At 41.7% G+C, this 15,116-nt stretch carries 13 protein-coding genes; 6 read left to right on the forward strand and 7 right to left on the reverse strand.

Annotation, left to right across the window (positions count from 1 at the left end):
* Positions 1-246: 246 nt before the first annotated feature.
* The gene (locus NE535_RS02445) at positions 247-1,164 is read right to left on the reverse strand and encodes a hypothetical protein (protein WP_261297107.1); all 918 of its coding nucleotides are present in this window, start codon (positions 1,162-1,164) and stop codon (positions 247-249) included.
* Positions 1,165-1,225: 61 nt separating this feature from the next.
* A complete protein-coding gene (hldE, locus tag NE535_RS02450) occupies positions 1,226-2,656 on the reverse strand; it encodes a bifunctional D-glycero-beta-D-manno-heptose-7-phosphate kinase/D-glycero-beta-D-manno-heptose 1-phosphate adenylyltransferase HldE (protein ID WP_261297108.1) in 1,431 nt (476 codons plus the stop codon).
* 103 nt (positions 2,657-2,759) lie between these two features.
* On the opposite strand from hldE, the gene lpxL reads away from it, so the two are divergent.
* Complete coding sequence (gene lpxL, locus NE535_RS02455; protein WP_261297109.1) at positions 2,760-3,686, forward strand: LpxL/LpxP family Kdo(2)-lipid IV(A) lauroyl/palmitoleoyl acyltransferase; 927 nt, start codon at positions 2,760-2,762, stop codon at positions 3,684-3,686.
* Positions 3,687-3,866: 180 nt separating this feature from the next.
* On the forward strand, positions 3,867-4,784 hold the full coding sequence (locus tag NE535_RS02460; RefSeq protein ID WP_261297110.1) for a L,D-transpeptidase family protein: 918 nt from the start codon (positions 3,867-3,869) through the stop codon (positions 4,782-4,784).
* A gap of 139 nt (positions 4,785-4,923) precedes the next feature.
* Here NE535_RS02460 and NE535_RS02465 read toward each other — a convergent pair whose 3' ends face one another.
* Together NE535_RS02465 and NE535_RS02470 are read right to left on the reverse strand one after the other, a co-directional pair.
* A complete protein-coding gene (locus NE535_RS02465; RefSeq protein WP_261297111.1) occupies positions 4,924-5,271 on the reverse strand; it encodes a Fis family transcriptional regulator in 348 nt (115 codons plus the stop codon).
* Positions 5,272-5,426: 155 nt separating this feature from the next.
* Positions 5,427-6,344 carry a bactofilin family protein gene (locus NE535_RS02470; RefSeq protein WP_261297112.1) on the reverse strand — a complete coding sequence of 306 codons (918 nt, stop codon included), beginning with the start codon at positions 6,342-6,344 and terminating at the stop codon, positions 5,427-5,429.
* 123 nt (positions 6,345-6,467) lie between these two features.
* Here NE535_RS02470 and zapE point away from each other — a divergent pair, with 123 nt between their 5' ends.
* Positions 6,468-7,628 (forward strand): cell division protein ZapE, encoded by a 1,161-nt coding sequence (gene zapE / locus NE535_RS02475; protein WP_261297113.1) that lies wholly within the window; start codon positions 6,468-6,470, stop codon positions 7,626-7,628.
* Here the strand turns inward: zapE and NE535_RS02480 are convergent.
* Entirely contained in the window at positions 7,625-7,900 is a 276-nt protein-coding gene (locus NE535_RS02480) for a DUF3081 domain-containing protein (protein ID WP_261297114.1), read from the reverse strand. The genes zapE and NE535_RS02480 overlap by 4 nt on opposite strands.
* 212 nt (positions 7,901-8,112) lie before the next feature.
* On the opposite strand from NE535_RS02480, the gene NE535_RS02485 reads away from it, so the two are divergent.
* Entirely contained in the window at positions 8,113-9,069 is a 957-nt protein-coding gene (locus tag NE535_RS02485) for a sodium-dependent bicarbonate transport family permease (RefSeq protein WP_261297115.1), read from the forward strand.
* Between the two features lie 107 nt (positions 9,070-9,176).
* Here NE535_RS02485 and NE535_RS02490 read toward each other — a convergent pair whose 3' ends face one another.
* Both NE535_RS02490 and glnE read right to left on the reverse strand, forming a co-directional pair.
* On the reverse strand, positions 9,177-10,139 hold the full coding sequence (locus tag NE535_RS02490; protein WP_261297116.1) for a sensor domain-containing diguanylate cyclase: 963 nt from the start codon (positions 10,137-10,139) through the stop codon (positions 9,177-9,179).
* Positions 10,140-10,213: 74 nt separating this feature from the next.
* Positions 10,214-13,066 (reverse strand): bifunctional [glutamate--ammonia ligase]-adenylyl-L-tyrosine phosphorylase/[glutamate--ammonia-ligase] adenylyltransferase, encoded by a 2,853-nt coding sequence (gene glnE / locus NE535_RS02495; protein WP_261297117.1) that lies wholly within the window; start codon positions 13,064-13,066, stop codon positions 10,214-10,216.
* Between the two features lie 167 nt (positions 13,067-13,233).
* Between glnE and NE535_RS02500 the strand changes: the two genes are divergently transcribed.
* Positions 13,234-14,199 carry a hypothetical protein gene (locus NE535_RS02500; RefSeq protein ID WP_261297118.1) on the forward strand — a complete coding sequence of 322 codons (966 nt, stop codon included), beginning with the start codon at positions 13,234-13,236 and terminating at the stop codon, positions 14,197-14,199.
* Between the two features lie 12 nt (positions 14,200-14,211).
* Positions 14,212-15,111, forward strand: a complete 900-nt coding sequence (locus NE535_RS02505; protein ID WP_261297119.1) for a DUF350 domain-containing protein — start codon at positions 14,212-14,214, stop codon at positions 15,109-15,111.
* Positions 15,112-15,116: the final 5 nt, after the last annotated feature.

Below are 15,116 nucleotides of genomic sequence, written 5' to 3' on the forward strand. Positions count from 1 at the left end.
TTTGGGGCGAGATCTTACCAGACGAAACCTTAAAATTCCGCACTTAACACCAAAATTTACAACATTTTTAACCGCACATTATCTTATGTAACAGCTCATTACTCATAAAATACGTACGTGTGCAATATTTTATCCTTATAATTCAAATACTATTAGCGAAAACTTCTTTTAAAAATGATAACAAGAAAAATTAAAAGCTAACGTGATAATTAATAAAGTAAAAAAGACAAAAAACGATGAAAGCGCTTACAAGTTATGGTTGGGGATAAAATGTTGACTAAGCCATTTTTGGGCCGCGGTTTCGCCCATCAAATAATTTAAGGTAGGATGTAAAATGGCAGCCAAACTGGGTTGTCGCCAGAACATATAGTTAGGTAAAGGTTGAACAACTCCAGCACCAAAAGTTCGTTGAATTAAGCTTGAAAATTCCGCCATATCTCGGTCAGAGAAATTGGGGAGTAGCGGATAAACCTCGATAATAAAATCCACATACTGAGTCGCAGTTGGTAACTCATATTGTTGCAAGAGAAACTGTAATTGTGGTGCGCTCCAATGCGACAAATTATCACTATCGTGGATAACAGCAAGATTGCGACGATGTAATTGTTGCCAAGCCAAATTGAGTTGCTTAATTTGTCCTAAACGCCAAAACAAATACACATCGGCCAACCATTCATGTTGATAATCACTCAAGATTAACGGTAAAGCCTTACCTTGCAATCCAACATTGTGTAAGTGCCCAATTTCATGCCAGAGACTCAATTGCGCTTGATTAACTAATTCAATGCCGTAGGTATTGAGACCTAATGACCCCGTTTGCGACTTAGGCTCACGCTCAGCTTGAACTATGATAACCCCAGCAATTGATGCATGTTCCACTACAAGCACCATGGCACTTTTTAATCCCATTGCTTGACGGACATTCACCGCTGATAATGCTGCTTGATGTTGTAAAGATAAAGGCAGCTTTTGCAGACAGGATTCTAGGTTCACTAGCTGACAAACTAAGGCTTGCTTGTCGAGAACCTCTACCCAATCGGTAGCTTCTGATAGTAACTTTGGCGCTTGAAGGTTAACGGGCTCTTCAAGCGATTGTGCACAAACATTTAAGGATAACAAGCCAATACAAAATGAGCCGCTGCACAATGCAATAATTCGGCTCACTTTTTCCTGCAATCCAACTAGCGAATTGAAGGGAAGTATTGCTCGCATCAATAGATGCAAATTACTTATTTGCCATAATATTTTGAATAATCGCGGTTGTAGACACGCCATCTTCAAAACCAAGTACTTCAACTTGACCACCATTAGCGATCACTTCTGCACCTCCGGCAATCTCTTCGACCTTGTAATCACCACCTTTAACAAGAGAATCTGGTAGTAATCGTGCTATCACGCGTTGTGGCGTGTCTTCGCTAAATGGCACGACCCAGTCAACAGATGCTAGCCCGGCCAATACTGCCATGCGGCGATCAACAGAATTAACCGGACGACCATTGCCTTTTAAGCGTTTCACTGAAGCGTCATCATTCACAGCGACAATTAAGCGATCGCCCAGCGCGCGCGCTTGCTGTAAATAGCTCACATGCCCTGCATGTAAAATATCAAAGCAGCCGTTGGTCATGACTATCTTCTCACCGCGTAAGCGCGCTTGATCCATCGCATAAGCTAATTGATCTTCGCTCATCACCCCAAAACCAGATTCGCCCTGATTAATTTTAAGCGCATTAATCAATTCAATTCGGCTTACTGTAGAGGTTCCCAATTTACCCACAACAATACCCGCTGCGGTATTCGCAATCGCACAGGCTTGCGCTAAGCTTGCGCCTGCAGCAATAGAAGTCGCTAACGCAGAAATCACCGTATCACCCGCCCCTGTTACGTCGTGAACTTCACGGGCAACAGTAGGAATGTGTAATTCAGGCTCATTCAAAGTAATTAATGTCATGCCTTTTTCTGAACGAGTCACTAAAATGGCATCAAAATCATGGGCGGTTAACAAGCCTTTAGCTTTAGCGATTAAATCGTCTTCGCAGGTGACGGTACCCACGACAGCTTCAAACTCACTCATGTTAGGGGTGATCAATGAAGCACCACGATAACGTTCAAAATCACTGCCTTTAGGATCAACTAAAACACTTACGCCTTTTGCTCGGGCTTTAGCAATAAACGCTTGAGGTTGTGAAATTGCCCCTTTGGCATAATCCGATAACACTAGAACATCTACGTCATCTAATAAAGCTTCGGTTTGGTCGAATAAGCTTTGGCTATAACACGCTTCAAAAGGCTCTTCAAAGTCGAGCCTGATTAATTGTTGATTGCGTGATAATACTCTTAGTTTAGTGATAGTCGGCTTACCTTCAACCGCCAACCATTGAGGCTCAACCCCTAAGGTTCTAACGCCTAAGGTTAGCGCATCTGCGGTTTCATCTTTACCCACTAAGCCAGCTAATTTTACTTGGCCCCCAAGTGTGGCAACGTTTAATGCCACGTTAGCAGCACCACCTGGGCGGTCTTCAATTTGGTTAATTTTTACAACAGGAACCGGTGCTTCGGGCGAAATACGCCCCGTTGGGCCAACCCAATAACGGTCTAGCATCACATCACCGAGCACTAAAACACGGGCGTTTTCAAAAGCAGGAAGAGAAACCTTCATAGCGTAATCACTGTTTGTTGTAAAAAATTACCCCGATTGTACCTAATTTTTCGATAAAAATGAGTTAGAATATGAAAAATTTTAATCAATAAACGAGTCCTTTGTGGTCGAAAAAGCCGAATTCACCTCTAATCTGTATCACCCTAAGTATTGGTTACTTTGGTTCGGCGTCTTAATGATGCGAATCACTCAAGTGCTGCCTTTATCAGTCCAAATGAAACTCGGTGCTGGGATTGGACGGTTTGCGATGGTGCTTGCGGGCAGTCGCACCCATACAGCCAAACGTAATATCAGTTTATGCTTTCCTGATATGCCTGAAGATCAACAACAAGCATTATTAAAACGTAATTTTGAAGAAACGGGTAAAGCCATATTTGATTCCGCGAATGCTTGGTGGTGGTCAGACAAAAAAGTTCAGGCTCACATGACCATGAAAGGCGAGCAACATATTGAAAACAGTTTGCTTGCGGGTAAAGGCGTGATTTTATTTGCCGTACATTGTTTACCATTAGAAATGGGAGCGCGTATTCTTGGCCAATACCGACCAGCTATTGGGGTTTATCGTCCACACAATAATCCCGTTATGGAATACTTACAGGTTAAAGGGCGTTTACGCTCAAACAAAGGACTTGTGCCGAAACGTGATGTGCGACAAATGATCCGTAGCCTGCGAACACCTGATGTAGTTTGGTACACGGCAGATCAAGATTTTGGCCGCTCCAGTGCGGTATTTATTCCCTTTTTTGCCGTCCCTGATGCCGCAACCATTACTGGCGCAACTTCGTTAGCCAAACTGGGCAAAGCCAATGTACTGCCTTTTGTCGTTGAAAGAAGCGCAGGTGACAAAGGCTATAATATTGAAATTATGCCGCCATTGGATAATTTCCCTGGCGAAAACGAGCTTGAAGATGCCCTTCGCGGCAATCAAATTATTGAACAAATTATTAACAAAAATCGTCCTCAATATATGTGGCTTCATAGACGCTTTAAAACCCGTCCAGAAGAAAATGGCCCTTCGCTATACGATTAGTATCGCTGGGTCAGGGATATCGTTATCATAAAATTCAATTGCATCGACTATTCATTAAATAGTCAGCAAGGAAAACAAAAATGGGTTGATATTTTGACCTGAATAAGTGACGATGCGCCCAATTAAAAAGCATTCGCTTATCACTAATTTCCCCCTATAAAATAGGAACACCAAAGCACTATGTTAACCCTTTTAAAATCTGTTATTTTGGCCACAACAGCAACGCTTTTAAGCTTTAACAGCTTTGCTTTGGAATATCGCTTACCCGCTAAAGGTAGTTTGCTCGTAGGCGAAAACCAATACTACGTTGTGCCTGAAGGTAAATTGACACTGGAAGAAATTGCCGCTGAATTTCAATTAGGGTTAACCAATGTATTAGAAGCAAACCCTGGTGTGGATCCATTTTTACCCACCCCAGGCAGCACCTTGGTGATACCGCATCAGTTAATTTTACCTAATACAAAACATGAAGGTATTATCATTAACGTTGCTGAAATGCGTCTGTATTACTTTCCTAAAGGCACGAATACTGTTGAAGTATTACCTATTGGTATTGGCCAAATTGGTAGAGACACGCCAGAAAACTGGGTGACAAGCGTACAACGTAAACGCGCCAATCCTACTTGGACCCCCACAGCAACAACCCGAAAGATTTATGAAGCGCAAGGTATAACGCTACCCGCAGTATGGCCAGCAGGACCTGATAACCCAATGGGTTTACATGCTCTTTATATTGGCAACTTATTTGCAATCCACGGCACTAACGCCACCTTTGGTATTGGTCTTCGTGTCAGCCAGGGATGCGTACGTTTGCGCCATGAAGATATTGAGCATTTGTTTAACACGGTGCCAATTGGCACTCGTGTTGAATTTATTAATCAACCGGTTAAATTTACTGAAGAGCCTGATGGGAATCGTTATTTAGAAGTTCACCAACCACTGTCTAAAACACAAAATGAGTTCGAATCGAAAGAGCCAGTGGCCTTAACGTTCAATAAAGAAACCACACGCTTTATTGCACATCCAGAAACAGATTCGTTTGTATTAAAGCGCCTACTTGAGCAACGTACGGGTATCCCAACACGTATCAATCCATAAGCTTAATGACTCAACATAAAAACGGCTTACATTACTATGTAAGCCGTTTTAGTTTGTATGAACAGCACAAAATTGAACGGATAGTGATAACAGAGAAATACTGAGGAGTTATCGGCAGTAATGTCGCGCTCTTATTGATTTATATCACCCGACTAGCCAATCTTTGCGCCCAGTTGCCATTATGATCTTGCTGACAACTTTGCTCACTGTCGTACACAATCTGCTGTTCTTTAATTACGACATTGATGTCGAGTAACTTTTTTACAATTAACTGACCAAGCACTTGCTGGCTTTGTGCCATGATAAATTGCTTAAGGTTATCACGAGTCTCAAACACACAGATTATGCGTAAACTTTTAGGAAACTGTGCAAAGTTAACCTGGTGAGTGAGCCATACAAAGCCATTAAACTCATCTAATGCAAACTGACAAACCTCGTTTAATTGGTTTATTAGCTGGTTATCAATTTTTTTATCTGTTTTACGCATAAACTCTCTTGGTTCTAACCTCAGACAACTTTCAAACGATTCAGAGCAATAAAGACAACACAATGATGCAGAGTTTAACAATCATAATGGCTAAAATTTTCCCAACCACCCTATGCATTAACCTAAACATTACAGTAAAAAGCTTAACCTAAAAGCTACTGCTTGATACTAGGTTTAGTTGCCACTTGTTGAGTTTTAACAATCTCTTTATCAAGTCTTTTATTTGCTGGCTGAGTGTCTATCGCATCTTTAGCTGCCTCATTATCGTCGGCCATTAATGCATTGGATGCCGCCATTGCATCTAAATCTTCCATCGCTACATCAGGATCAGCTAAACCAGCATTAACCAGCTCTTCACGTTGCTCAATAAAAGAGTGCTCATCTTGCACATCCTTTAACAACTTGGCGGCATTACGCTCAGTCACACTTGCTGGGGATGGTGAAGGTTGGGTAAACAAAGCGGGCTCGTTACTCACAGCTTTGGGTGAGGTCAAGAAATCCAATCCTCCCACCTGCCATAGTCCAACAGCCATCAAGATAAGGGCGCAGACACTCAATAATGCTTTATGTGGTTTGTTATTCGGCAGGATTGTATCGTCAGCAGTTGCAATATTTTTTACAGGCTGAGGTGACAGACTTTTTTGAGTCTCAGTCACTTCATTACCATCACTTGGGGATGAGAGACTGAAAGGTTGCTCAACTTCATCACTCGCTACAGCGTGGGTAGGTAAAGGTAATATACTGGCTTCGGGGCCTGTGGTACGCATACCAATAAACTGGCCACCATCATAAATTTCCATATCATGACTTGACACATCCGCCTCTACTACGCCAGTGCTCACAATAATCAACTTATTGCAAAATAGTTTGCCTTTTAGTGTGCCGCTAACACGAAGCTCTTGGCAAAAAACTTCGCCATCAATCTCGCCACCAAGCTCAATTTTAATTTGATCGCTTGAGCGCACTGTACCTGTGATGTTACCAGCAATTAACGCGGGGCCCTTAATATCTATTTCACCATTAAGTGTCATTTCAGCGCCAATGTAGGTTATCCCCTTACCCTTATTATTCATTAATCTATCCTTTGCGGGTTATCACTATGTTGCAAATTTACATCAATCCCATCATAAACGCGACCCATGATGATATGACACTGATCAGGTATACTGGCTGTAATAGTCCTTTAAAATAACCTTATGACACTTTCCCCTCTTGCTCAATACCAAGCATTAACCCAGATAAACGTGTCGCCTGATGAAGCGCAAACAGAAGCGCTACAAGCACTTGATGCGCTTTTTCAACAATTACATTCAGCCGAGATTGCGACTCATATTAAGGGGCTTTATCTTTGGGGAGATGTCGGCAGAGGAAAAACGTTTCTGATGGATTTGTTTTATCACAGCATGGTAAATACCCCAAAACTGAGACTGCACTTTCACCGATTTATGGCTATGGTGCATCAACGCCTTAATCAAACATATGGCATAAGAGAACCACTTACCTATATTGCTAAAGATATTGCCAAACAATATCGGCTGATTTGCTTCGATGAGTTTTTTGTTACCGACATTGGCGATGCTATTTTGCTAGCCCGACTCTTCGACACCTTATTTGCAGAAGGGGTAGTGTTAGTTGCTACATCAAATATTCCGATTAATAATTTATATAAAGGAGGACTGCAACGAGACCGCTTTATGCCCACTATTGGGCTATTAAAACAATACACGCAAGAAATTCATCTTAATGGCCGCATTGATCATAGATTAACAGCACCTAATAAATCATTAAATCGCCCTGCTAGCTTAACAGCTCCTTCAATGTTGTTTACTTTGCCCTCGATTCAAACACCAGAAGAAATTTACGCCTTGCTTCAACATGAGTGCCGATTTATCTCAGCCAGTTGCAATGCTTTGCAATCAGACCATATTTCAATTTGTCAGCGGTTAATTCCTATTAGGGCAGCAATGGGCAAATTAGCCTGGTTTGAATTTAACGCTCTGTGCGATGGGCCGAGAAGTGCTTTAGACTATATTGAACTTGCGGGAAAATTTAAGGCTATTTTACTCAGCCATGTGCCAACCTTAGGGGGGGAAATTCGTTCCTGGATTAAAGCAAGGGGCACCGAAGATGGTGCAATAGCCACCGTTACAGGAGAAAGGCAATTGGCATATTCGATTCAGGATGATCCTACCCGACGTTTTATTAGTTTAGTCGATGAGTTATACGATCAAAAAGTCTGTCTTATCATTCACTCAGCCCACCCGCTAGAAAGCCTCTATCAAAATGGGGCATTATCCTTTGAGTTTAAAAGAACCTACAGCCGTTTAATTGAAATGAAACGTTGGCTAGCCAACTAATTTTGACTGTATTTTTCAACATCAGTAAAACGGGCCAAAAAATTTTCTAGCGCCTCATTATTTGGGTAATCAAACTTATATTTCTTATGAAAGAAAATATCTAACCTCACCTGAGCATCACTCAAGCTAATGGTATAACCATCAAAATCAGTTAACGCATTTAGACCACATAAACGATAAACCGATTGGATATTATCGGACTGTTTTTCGCCTAAAGTGGCCACTTTATTAAATACACGTAATGCTCTGTGAATATCGATTTCATTTTTCATTGCAGTCTCTTTAATCCAATGTGTTTATCACACGTCTAAATTTAGCTGGGATTGAAATCCCCTTATAACATAAGGTTTTTAGATGAAAATTGTTACAGAAATTTTAGGATGTAACCCCATTAAAAGCATTGCTATCGAATACGATAACAAGGCACAATCAGCCCACAAAATTATGCAATTACACGTTTTTCATTACGAGAGCTTAAATCACTATGCCTGATATTGTTATTGCTTTCTTTGCCTTAGGCTTGCTTGCCGGATTGATCAAATCAGATCTAAAAGTCCCTAAAGCTACCTATGAAACCCTCACCATTTTGTTAATGTTAACCTTAGGCTTAAAGGGCGGCATGGCATTACACGGTGAAACACATACATTACAAATCAGTGAGTTAATCGCAATTATTGCATTGGGTTTTATTATTCCACTCACCTTATATCCCATTTTACGTAAAGTGATTCGACTAGAGCAAAAAGAAGCCATCAGTATTGCAGCTCACTATGGTTCAGTAAGTGCGGGGACGTTCGCCGTTGTGCTCGCTATGGTCGATTATTCCGGTTTACCCTTACGTCCAGAAACCACACTTTACTTAGTGTTATTAGAATTACCCGCCATTATTATTATGTTATGGCTACATCGTCACTTAGAAGCGAAAAACAATCCTCAATTAGCGACCGCTTCCCATGGCAGTGTGTTGCATGAAGCGCTCACCAGTCGCGGAGTGGTATTACTGTGTGGTGGTGTGGTTATCGGTTGGTTGTATGGCACCGAAGGCATGGCGCCATTAACCCCAATCCTAATGGGGGGATTTAAAACACTGTTAGCACTATTCCTGTTAGAAATGGGCATTAGCACGGCAAAAGTATGCTTCCCATTACCTTATAAGCAATGGCGTTTGTTAGCATTTGCTGCTGTTGCTCCCTTTGTATTAGCCTGGGTAGGTATAGGATTAGGCTTTATGCTTGATTTGCCTTCTGGCAGTATTTTAGTCTTAGCAGGATTAAGCGCCAGTGCTTCGTATATTGCCGCGCCAGCAGCGATTAAAGCAGCAATTCCTGATGCTAATATTGGTTTGGCAATGCTGGCATCATTAGGGATAACCTTTCCGGTTAACGTGCTTATCGGCTTACCTCTATACCAAATTTGGATTGAAAAACTGGCACTAAATTAATCCCTTTCATTATCGTCCATAAAAAACAGATTAACGTTTGGTTAATCTGTTTTTTATCTTAATGAGCCATTACAGCAAAAATAACCAATCAAATACCTTAGATAAGTTTACTTATGATGCAACGCTTTAATCGCAAACATCGCTTTATCTGCTTGAGCCAGATATTCATTTAAAGACACTGAACTATTATAAGCTCGATGGGCAACACCTGTGCTGTAAACCAGGTTATAGGGCGAATCACTTTGTTGATTATGGGAATTAACCAAGGCGTCAAACCGCTTCAATACCGCATCCAAATTAAGCTCAGCGTCATAACTTAACAATACGATAAACTCATCTCCAGCAAATCGAGCGATAACATCCGACTCTCTAAAACCGTCTAACAATAGTCCTGCAAATTGCTGCAGCGCTTTATCGCCTTCCGCATGGCCAAATTCATCGTTAATTTGTTTAAAATGATCTAAATCGAAAAACAACAAGCTGGTGTTAATGCCTTGCCGATCACCATTGGCAAGAACCTGACTGGCTAACATTTCAAAACCTCTACGGTTTGAAATCGCCGTCAAGGCATCTAATGTCATTTGTTGAATCGCCACAATTTCATCTTCAACTAAATGACCTAAATCTTCTAAAGCATGACAATCATCTTGTGAAAACTCACGCGGTTTATCATCAATTAAACACAAGGTACCAATACACACTTTGTTTGGCATTGTCAGTGGATACCCCGCATAAAAACGAATATGAGGCGACTCAGTCACTAATGGATTGTCAACAAAACGCTCGTCTTTAAAGGTATCTTCCACAACAAAAACGTCATGATGCATAATCGCATGACCACAAAACGAAATATCTCGACCCGTTTGTTCCGCTTCAATGCCCTGCACAGATTTAAACCATTGTCGATCTTCATCTACCAAACTAACTAAGCATATCGACACGCCAAACAAACGCTTCGCAAGACGGGTAATGCGATCAAAGCGTTCTTCTGCAACCGTATCAAGCACATTTAACCCACGTAATGTTTCTAGCCGAGTATGCTCATTTGCTGGTATTGGTGCACATAACATTCAATCATTCACCTTATAAAAAGACACTATAAACTAAAGCAGTATTGAACAGTTTAATCAAATCGATTTAAAAATTAATATCGCATTTCAAGTATTTGACGATAAATTTCAATCACAGTATCGGTTTTTTCTGCCACGATTGCATTTTCAAGCTGACCACTCATTTGTTGTAGTGTTAGCTCATGATTTTTATCGCGAAGCCAACAATAGGTTTGAGTTAAATGTTGCGCTTGCATAACAGGCATCAACTCTAAATCAGCCAACACCTCAAAAATACGCACATTGTCAGACCATACCGTGAGTTCTTGATATTCATGGGAATATGCTAACACCATAAACTGGGCAATAAACTCAATATCGGCAATGCCACCTGGACTTTGCTTTAGATTGAACATACCTTCACTTGATTGTAGTAAATGATCGCGCATTTTAATACGCATCTCACGCACAGCGGTCGCCAGTTCATTTTTATCACGTGAATTTTGTAAAACTTGAGCACGTAACAGGCTAAAGCGATGGGCTAAGTCATGATCGCCAAACACAAAGCGAGATCGAACTAAGGCTTGATGCTCCCATGTCCATGCCTCTTGATTTTGATATTCACCAAATCGCTCAATTTCACTGACTAATAACCCTGAGGCACCTGAAGGACGTAAACGCATATCGACTTCATATAATTCACCCGAGGTTGTTCGAGTGGCAAATAAGTGCACTATTCGTTGAGCCAGTTTTAGGTAAAAATGGCTGCTGTCGATCGGACGGTCGCCATCTGTACTACCTACACTGTTATTACTATGTAAGAAAACCAGGTCTAAATCAGAGCCATAACCCAGCTCAATACCGCCTAACTTACCATAACCAATTACCGCAAAACCCATTTCATTCTGGTTAGTGCCAGGCGGTACTCCGTGCCGTGCTGCAACTTGATGCCAAGCATGCAGCACAACCTGTTCAATAATGGCCTCTGCTAAAAAGGTTAAGTGATCACTCACCTGCATGACAGGTAACACCCCAGTGACGTCAGCTGCGGCAATTTTTAATTGCTGCGATAGTTTAAATTGACGTAAGGCTTCCATTTGCTGTTCCATGTCATCTTCTGGTACACGTAACAGATACTGGCGAAGCTCGCTGGGATAATCATCAATCGAGGTAATATCGTATAACTGCGCTGGGTCAATCAGCTCATCTAATAGCATTGGGAAGTTAGCAAGCTCTTTTGCAATCCAAGGACTTGCACAACATAAACTAACTAATTGTTGACGCGCACCTGGATTTTCACACAGTAACTCTAAATACGTGGTGCGGGTTAAAATTTTATCTAACACATTAGAAACTGGTTTAAATGCCGCGCTCGGTTTGGTTTGCGCCATCAATTCTTCAAGCAACTTTGGCATTAAACGGTCTAGCGTTTCTCGGCCTCTTGGCCCAATTGAGCGTTTAGAAACCGTATTACGCCAATCGCTGAGCAGCGGCCATAACTCAGGATCTTCAATTTGTTGTTCCTGTAATAAGGTGTCGGCATGGTCATCTTGTTGGATATTCCAAAACAAGCTTGTCCAATGGTCGTTGTGTTCGTGTGAATCACTGCCACCGACTGTCGCATTAAAATGACGATGAATTTTGGCCATTGCCGCTTCGATGTGTGTCCGTAAATCGGTTTCGTTGGTTAAATTCATGCTGTAACACAAACGTTGCCAATCTAATGGATTGTTCGGTAAGGTTTGGGTTTGCTTATCATCAATGGCCTGCAGTAGGTTTTCCACACGGCGTAACAAAATATAAGAATGCTTCAGCTCATCAACCGCCAAATACTCTAGTTGCCCCAAGCTATATAAAATATCAATCGCCCCGAATAAACTTTGCTGACGCAATGCTGGTTCCCGTCCACCACGAATTAACTGGAAGCTTTGCACCACGAATTCCACTTCACGGATCCCTCCCGCCCCTAGCTTAATGTTGTCGGTTAACTGACGACGTCGCACTTCTTGGGCAATCATCTGTTTCATTTTTCGAAGGGATTCAATAGCAGAAAAATCGATGTAACGACGATAAACAAATGGGCGTAATAAATCGTGTAATTCATCACAATAGCCAGTCCATGGTCCTAAAACACGCGCTTTAACCATAGCATAACGTTCCCAATCCCGGCCTTGTTCTTGGTAATAATCTTCAAGGCCTGCAAAGCTCACCACTAAAGGCCCACTTTCACCATAAGGACGTAAACGCATATCGACACGAAACACAAATCCATCGACGGTGACTTGATCTAACAAATTAACGAGCTTTTGCCCCATGCGAATAAAAAACTGTTGGTTGGCAATAGCACGACGCCCACCGATGGTTTCACCATGTTCGGGAAAGGTAAAAATCAAATCAATATCAGAAGAAAAATTCAGCTCTCGGCCACCTAACTTACCCATACCTAAAATTAATAAAGGCTGTGGTTTACCTTCTGCATCTGAAGGTGTTCCCAATTGCTTACATAAATCCAGGTAAAGCCAATCTCGCGCCGCAATCACCAGCGCTTCTGCCAGTGAAGATAAATCAACTAACGAGTCTTCTAGTTTTGAATAATTAGCAAAGTCTCGCCAAGCCAAACGCACCATTTGTTTATTACGATATTGCCGCAATGCCGACTTCACTTGGTCTTCGGTTGTTAAATCGGTCAATATTTGATGCAGTTCTTTATCGAAGTCAGCTCGAACAACTTCGTCAAGCAAACCATTAAAAAGCTCTGGGATCCATTCAGGATGACGATTAAGTTGCTCAGCAATATAATCACTTAAACTGAAAATAGTTTTGATTTCAGATTGCTGACTATCGGTAAGTGATAAAGCCTCAGGCCAGAGGTCGATTAATCTTAACCAGTAACTTTCTGCTGCTTGTTGCATTTGTGCAGATAATACCTTGTTACTTTGTAATGGCATGGCGATAATGGTCCTTTGATTAGATTCAAGGTTGGACATATTATGTCAAGAATGTTATATCTTGATGCAGAGATAATATTTATAGTCTCAAGATACTATACCCTGTCGCAAACGCACATTAAAAATTGCACTCTATGCGCATGAATTTTATAACACTTGGAGAAAACATGGCTGGTAACCTCCCCCGTGTATTCACGTTTTTCATCATCCTTTTTCTTGGCCTAAATTTAACAGGCTGCGGTGATGATCGACCTGAGCAAATCGCAAAATATCAACAGCTAACCACGCAACGTTTAGCGCAACTGAAAAGTGGTCTGGAGGGCAATCAGCTACGCAATGCCACGTTATTGCAGCAATATAGTGATTTACTTGCTAAACAAAGCCCTGACCTAGCACCGCTTTTGCGCGAACTAGCGCTAGATGGCACGACGCAAGGTCCTATGTATCAATCTTTACTGCGTAGAAATAATGACTTGAGTAATGCGGCTAATTTTATCGATTTAGACCAGCAACTCGCAGAAGCGGAAAATGTCTACCAAGCCACGGATCCAAGTTTATATAACGACATGTTATCTGATCCCGTTAACGTGGTTGCAGACTTATCTAACGGTAAATTGGCAAGGGTGAATTCAATCAGCCGTGAAGCGGCCGCATTGGCAAATGGCAGTGAAGATTTTGGCCCTGGTAGCCAGTTGGTCGGTAATCCGTCTTATGGCAGTTGGCAGTCAGACTCAAGCGGTACCTCCTTTTGGGCTTGGTATGGCATGTATGCTATGTTTTCTAATGTATTTCAACGCCCGATACGTTATGACAACTGGTCAAGCCGCCGTAACTACAGTTACTACAATGATGTAGGTAGATATCGTTACACTTCACCAAAACAAGCCACGGCACAAAATAATACTTATCAACAAACAAAAAAGACTTTTGAGCGCCAAGGCAAACGCTTTGACAGCCCCTATGCCAAACCCAAAACTGGCTCAACTAGCTTGTCTCGTCAAAGTGCCAGTGCGCCAAAAGCAAGTACAACCACTCGCACATCAACGAGTAAGTTTCGCTCAAGCTATTCAAAAACTAGTAGTTTCCGTAATTCAAGTAGCCGCACCACTCGCGGCATTAGCCGTGGTAAATAGGTAGGACTGACAATGACATTTCTTCAACATTATGGCATCACAGAGCCACTATTAATTATTCTTGCAATTGACTTAGCCATTGCAATCGTTCTATTAGCCTTGATGCGATACCTTCAAGGTTGGTCAATCAAGGTCAACAGTACTAAAGAGCTTGCTGAGCGCGATAATTTTGCGTTTGGTATCAGCACGGCTGGTGCCGTGGCTGCACTTGGTATTGTCCTTACCGGCGCAATTACTGGAGAGGCGGCATTATCGTACACCACCGAAGCAATCGGCATGACTGCATACGGTTTATTCGGATTAGTACTGATTAAATTAGGTCGTTATCTACATGATAAAATTGCGTTAAATGAATTTCCTAAAAATGAAGAAATTCTCAAAGGAAATGTATCCGTTGCCGTTGTCGATGCAGCTGCAGCCATCGCTACAGCAATTATCATTCGCGCAGTATTAATGTGGGCAGAAGATATTACTATAGATACTTTTATTGCCATTTTCAGCGCATTCTTAGTATCACAATTAATATTGGTGTTGCTAACCCGCTTACGTGAAAGCCGCTATGCCAAACGTAACCAAGATGCCTCAATGCAACAAGCCTTAAAGCAAGGACAAACCGCCTTAGCTATCCGTCACAGTGGTTATATGATTGCCATGGCGTTAAGTTTTAATGCAGCAAGCCACTTTATTTTGTATATCCCTACAGCATATTTAAACAATATTTTTGGCTGGTTAGTCTTCTCATTTGTCATGCTAGTGCTAATGAGCCTAGTTATCGCCTTAGTTAAAAAGTTAGTCTTGGCGGGGATCAATTTAGCCGAAGAAGTCGAAAAACAACACAACATAGGTATCGCCGCAGTTGAGATGGCGATCAGCATTGCTGTAGCCTTAATCTTAACGGCGTTAATGGCATAATAACA

Origin of the sequence: Shewanella holmiensis, assembly GCF_025370255.1 — a bacterium.
GTDB lineage: Bacteria > Pseudomonadota > Gammaproteobacteria > Enterobacterales > Shewanellaceae > Shewanella > Shewanella holmiensis.

Bases quoted from the DNA above. Each gene is read 5' to 3' on its own strand.
- hldE (WP_261297108.1), bottom strand. From the start codon at position 2,656: ATGAAGGTTTCTCTTCCTGCTTTTGAAAACGCCCGTGTTTTAGTGCTC.
- NE535_RS02460 (WP_261297110.1), top strand. From the start codon at position 3,867: ATGTTAACCCTTTTAAAATCTGTTATTTTGGCCACAACAGCAACGCTT.
- NE535_RS02465 (WP_261297111.1), bottom strand. From the start codon at position 5,271: ATGCGTAAAACAGATAAAAAAATTGATAACCAGCTAATAAACCAATTA.
- NE535_RS02470 (WP_261297112.1), bottom strand. From the start codon at position 6,344: ATGAATAATAAGGGTAAGGGGATAACCTACATTGGCGCTGAAATGACA.
- zapE (WP_261297113.1), top strand. From the start codon at position 6,468: ATGACACTTTCCCCTCTTGCTCAATACCAAGCATTAACCCAGATAAAC.
- NE535_RS02480 (WP_261297114.1), bottom strand. From the start codon at position 7,900: ATGAAAAATGAAATCGATATTCACAGAGCATTACGTGTATTTAATAAA.
- NE535_RS02485 (WP_261297115.1), top strand. From the start codon at position 8,113: ATGCCTGATATTGTTATTGCTTTCTTTGCCTTAGGCTTGCTTGCCGGA.
- NE535_RS02490 (WP_261297116.1), bottom strand. From the start codon at position 10,139: ATGTTATGTGCACCAATACCAGCAAATGAGCATACTCGGCTAGAAACA.
- glnE (WP_261297117.1), bottom strand. From the start codon at position 13,066: ATGCCATTACAAAGTAACAAGGTATTATCTGCACAAATGCAACAAGCA.
- NE535_RS02500 (WP_261297118.1), top strand. From the start codon at position 13,234: ATGGCTGGTAACCTCCCCCGTGTATTCACGTTTTTCATCATCCTTTTT.
- NE535_RS02505 (WP_261297119.1), top strand. From the start codon at position 14,212: ATGACATTTCTTCAACATTATGGCATCACAGAGCCACTATTAATTATT.